Below are 4251 nucleotides of genomic sequence, written 5' to 3' on the forward strand. Positions count from 1 at the left end.
GCCGCCGCGCCAGATCCGGGCGACGGCGGCGAGGTCGATGTCCCAGCCGTACTCCTTGGCGGCGTCCTGGATCATCGACCAGCCCTGGTCGTAGGCGATCACCTTGGACGCGTACAGGGCGTTCTCGACCTGCGAGGCGAACCGCGCCGCCTCCGTCCGCGACAGCGGCGGGGTGGTGCCGCCGGGCAGGCCCCGGTACGCCGCGCGCAGCGCGCTCTGTCCCGACGCGGCCCGCGCGAACGTCGCCTGCGCGATCGCCGTCACCGGCGAGGCCAGGTCCAGCGCCGTCTGCACGGTCCACCGCCCGGTGCCCTTCTGCCCGGCCCGGTCCACGACCACGTCCACGAACGGCCCGCCCGTCAACGCGTCGGTGTGGCCCAGGACTTCGGCCGTGATCTCGATCAGGTACGAGCCCAGCCGCCCCTGGTTCCACTCCCGGAAGATGCCCGCGATCTCCGCCGGCCCGTACCCGCCGACCTGCCGCAACAGGTCGTACGCCTCCGCGATGAGCTGCATGTCCGCGTACTCGATGCCGTTGTGCACCATCTTCACGAAGTGCCCCGCACCGTCCGCCCCGATGTGCGTCGCACACGGCTCCCCGTCGACCTTCGCACTGATCGCCTCGAACATCGGCCCCAGCACCGCGTACGACTCCGCCGACCCGCCCGGCATGACCGACGGCCCGTGCAACGCCCCCTCTTCACCCCCGGACACCCCAACTCCCACGAAGTGGATGCCCTGTTCCCGCAGCGCGGCCTCCCGGCGCCGCGTGTCCGCGAAATGCGCGTTGCCCCCGTCGATGATCATGTCGCCCGGCTCCAGCAGCGGCGCGAACTCCCCGATCACCGCGTCCGTCGCCTCCCCCGCCTGCACCATCAGCATCAGCCGCCGAGGCCGCTCCAACGCCGCCACGAACTCCTCGGCGCTCTCGGCGGCGACGAACTCCCCCTCGTGGCCGAACTCTTCGATCAGCGCACGGGTCCGCCCCGCACTCCGGTTGTGGACCGCGACCGTGTACCCGTGCCGCGCGAAATTGCGCGCCAGGTTGCGGCCCATGACCCCGAGGCCGGTGACGCCGATCGATGCGGATGCGCTCATGTGTGGTACCTGATTCCTATCGGAAACGACTCATGCGACCACGCGGCTGCCAGGCCCACCGCGCGCGAGGTGCCCGTACGTCCGGTGAGCTCCCTCGAAAGCGTAAACAGCATCGATGATCGGTTCTATGCCCCGCGTGTCGAAGAATCTGCGCGATATCCCTGCGCGCGGGGATACCGTCACCGCCTCCTCCACGGCAGTGCCTCTTCGTGTTCGTTCGCCGCGTCGATTCCGTGCAGGGCCGCGTTGATGGCCTCGCCGATCTCCGCGAACTGGGTGATCTGGGCCGGGGTGAGGGCGTCGAAGATGGCCTGGCGGACCGCTTCCACGTGGCCCGGGGCCACTTCCTCCAGGAGGCGCATGCCCTCGGGGGTGAGCACCGCCAGCTGGTTGCGGCGGTTGCTCGGGCAGTCCTGGCGGTCGACGTAGCCGGACTCCTGGAGGCGGGTGACGGCGTGGGTGAGGCGGCTGCGGGTGATGCGCAGGCGTTCGGCCAGCTCGGACATGGTGAGCTGGTGGCCGGGGACCGCCGAGAGGATCGCGAGGAGCGAGTAGTCCGCGTGCGTCATCCCCGCGTCGCGGCGCAGCTGGCGGTTGAGGTGATCGGCGAGGTGCGTGGAGAACTCGACGTAGGCGAGCCACGCCCGTCGCTCCTCGGGGTTCAGCCAACGCGGCGTCGAATCCATGGGCCCGATGGTAATCGGCAGGCCTGCCGTCACCTGCGAGAACCGGCGCGTTCACCCCACGACGAAGGGCAACCTCGCGGCCGTACCGCCCAGTTCGGCCCGTTCCGCGTCGGTGGGGGCGCGGCGGCCGGTGGCGACGAGGAGCGTGTCCGTGTCGGAGAGGGCTGCGGGGAACGGCGTACCGGCGATCTGTTCCAGCATCTGCCGGGTGCGGGCGAGGCCCTCGGCGGGCGGTCCTTCGACGCCGGGGAGGTGGGCGACGAGGTCGAGGTGGTGGAGGGTCCACTCCAGGACGTACGCGGAGAGGTAGTCCGCCGCCGTGAGGACCATGTCCTGGGTGCTGACCCGCAGTTCCGGCGCCGCCAGGCTCGCGGCGCGGCCCGCCGCCGAGCCGACGTCGTCCAGGTGGAACTTCAGCAGCGCCGGATCCTCGTACGCCGCCGCGAGGCGGACGGTCAGCGCGTCCAGCGGGTCCTCGCCGGTCGGCGGGGCGCCGGTGACGTGCCAGTACGTCACCGCGTCCCGGGTCGGCTCCGCGTCGGTGGGCGTGGCGAGGGTGATCAGCACGTCCTGCGCGTCGATCACGAGGTGGCACACCAGGTCGCGTACGAGCCATCCCGTGCACCCCGAGGGCCGCGCGAAGTCGTCGTCCGCGAGCCCCGCGACGGTCGACCGCAGCGCGGCCCAGGTCTGTACGAAGAGGTCCACGCGGGCACGGTACTGGAGGGGCGAGTGTTCCGGTACGCGGATATCGGCGCGGGCGCCGGCGTGGCAGGCGGGTGTTGCGGTGGGCCTCGCGGTCAGTCCAGCTCAAGCGTCCAGTTCTGCCCCACCAGGTCCCGGCCGAAGCTGTGGTGCCGTTCCTCGTCGGCCAGTTCGAAGCCGAAGCCCTGGTAGATCCTGCGCGCCGACACCAGGACGTCGTTGGTCCACAGGGTCACCCGCCCGTACCCCACTTCCCGGGCGAAGGCGAGACACTCCGCGACCAGGCGGGTCCCGAGGCCCAGTCCCCTGCCGTCCGGCGTGACGAGGAGGACCCGCAACCGGGCCGTCCTCGGGCCGTCACCGGCGACCAGAAGCACGCAGCCCACCCGGCGGCCGTCCACCTCGGCGATCCAGGCCGCCTCGCGCAGCGGGTCGTGTCCGGCCGTGTAGTCCGCGACGATCCTGGCGACCAGGGCCTCGAAGCCGGCGTCCCAGCCGAGTTGCCCGACGTAGACCTCGCCGTGGGCCATCAGCACCCAGCCCAGGTCGCCGGGCCGGTCGGCGCGGCGTACGACGGCCCGTTCCCCGTCCCGTTCCGGCATGCGCCACTCTCCCGTGTCCGACGACCGCCACTGAAACGATCGTTTCAGTCGGGTTAGGCTAACCACGTGCCCCAGGAAACGCCAACCCCGTCCGCCCGGCAGACCGAACTGCTGGAGGCGGCCTACCGGTACGCCCTCGCCCACGGCCTCACCGATCTCTCGCTGCGCCCCCTCGCGGAGGCGATCGGCTCCAGCCCCCGGGTCCTGCTGTTCCTCTTCGGCAGCAAGGACGGCCTGGTACGAGCACTGCTGGCCCGCGCCCGCACCGACGAACTGGCCCTCCTTGACCGGATCCGCCGACCCTCCCCCGCGGGGCTGGTCCCGGCGGTCGAACAGGTCTGGGCCTGGCTCGCCGCGAAGGAGCACCGGCCGTTGCTGCGGTTGTGGGCGGAGGCGTACGCGCGTTCCCTCGTCCAACCGGACGGCCCCTGGACCGGGTTCGCCCGTACGACCGTGGAGGACTGGCTCGGCGTCCTCACCGACTGCCAGTCACCGTCCGAACGCGCCGCGCGCGACGCCGCCGCCCGCCGCACCCTCGCCCTCGCCGTCCTCCGGGGCGCGCTCCTCGACCTCCTCGCGACGGACGACGACCCACGCGTGACCGACGCGGTGACCCACCAACTCGCCCTCCTACGAGGCTGAACCGGGCCGGAGAGATTGCCATGCTGTTCGGATCGCGCGCCGGATTCGGCCTGGAGTTCCACATCGAGCGGGACCCCGGGCTGTTGTGCGTCGACGTCCACGTCGGCGGGCTCCACGTGAACGCGCGGGACAACGCCTTCTACCCGCCCCTGCTGGTGAAGAAGCTCAAGGACGAACTCGCCCGGTTCGACACGCCTGCCCCAACGCCGACGGCCTTCACCTCACCGGCCGACGCGTTCCGCCTCGCCGAGGCCTGGATCCTCGACGCGTCCCGCACGGCGGGGGCGGCCGAGGCCGGGGAGCAACTGGCCGGGTACCGGTTCCTCGACTGGGGCGAGTGCACGGACGGCGCCCTGACGTTCGCCTTCCCCGACGGGGACCGGGTCCACCTCGCCTGCCGGGTGTACGGCGACGAGGGGCCTGGGGCGTTCGCGGCGGTGCCGGTGAGCCGGCCGGCGCTCGTCGAGACGCTGGGGCGGGGGCTTGCGGTCGCGGAACGGGAGTGGGGAGTGCGGCGG

6 protein-coding genes are annotated in these 4251 nt (G+C 72.1%); 2 read left to right on the forward strand and 4 right to left on the reverse strand.

Features of this window, described 5'->3' with window-relative positions; all coding sequences use genetic code 11:
• The 4 genes from gndA to AOK24_RS00495 all read right to left on the reverse strand — a co-directional run.
• Positions 1-1098, reverse strand: a 1098-nt coding sequence (gndA, locus tag AOK24_RS00480) for an NADP-dependent phosphogluconate dehydrogenase (protein ID WP_055718018.1), incomplete at its 3' end; no start/stop codon positions are given.
• Positions 1099-1277: 179 nt separating this feature from the next.
• The gene (locus AOK24_RS00485; protein WP_055718019.1) at positions 1278-1784 is read right to left on the reverse strand and encodes a MarR family winged helix-turn-helix transcriptional regulator; all 507 of its coding nucleotides are present in this window, start codon (positions 1782-1784) and stop codon (positions 1278-1280) included.
• Positions 1785-1835: 51 nt separating this feature from the next.
• The gene (locus tag AOK24_RS00490; protein ID WP_055718020.1) at positions 1836-2492 is read right to left on the reverse strand and encodes a maleylpyruvate isomerase N-terminal domain-containing protein; all 657 of its coding nucleotides are present in this window, start codon (positions 2490-2492) and stop codon (positions 1836-1838) included.
• Between the two features lie 92 nt (positions 2493-2584).
• Entirely contained in the window at positions 2585-3091 is a 507-nt protein-coding gene (locus tag AOK24_RS00495; RefSeq protein ID WP_055718021.1) for a GNAT family N-acetyltransferase, read from the reverse strand.
• 66 nt (positions 3092-3157) lie between these two features.
• On the opposite strand from AOK24_RS00495, the gene AOK24_RS00500 reads away from it, so the two are divergent.
• Together AOK24_RS00500 and AOK24_RS00505 are read left to right on the forward strand one after the other, a co-directional pair.
• Positions 3158-3733, forward strand: coding sequence for a TetR/AcrR family transcriptional regulator (locus tag AOK24_RS00500; RefSeq protein ID WP_055718022.1), 576 nt, complete (start codon positions 3158-3160; stop codon positions 3731-3733).
• Positions 3734-3753: 20 nt separating this feature from the next.
• Positions 3754-4251: hypothetical protein (locus tag AOK24_RS00505; protein WP_055718023.1), on the forward strand; the 498-nt coding region annotated here is incomplete at its 3' end.

Source organism: Streptomyces niveiscabiei (assembly GCF_001419795.1).
In the GTDB taxonomy this organism is placed as follows: Bacteria; Actinomycetota; Actinomycetes; order Streptomycetales; family Streptomycetaceae; genus Streptomyces; species Streptomyces niveiscabiei.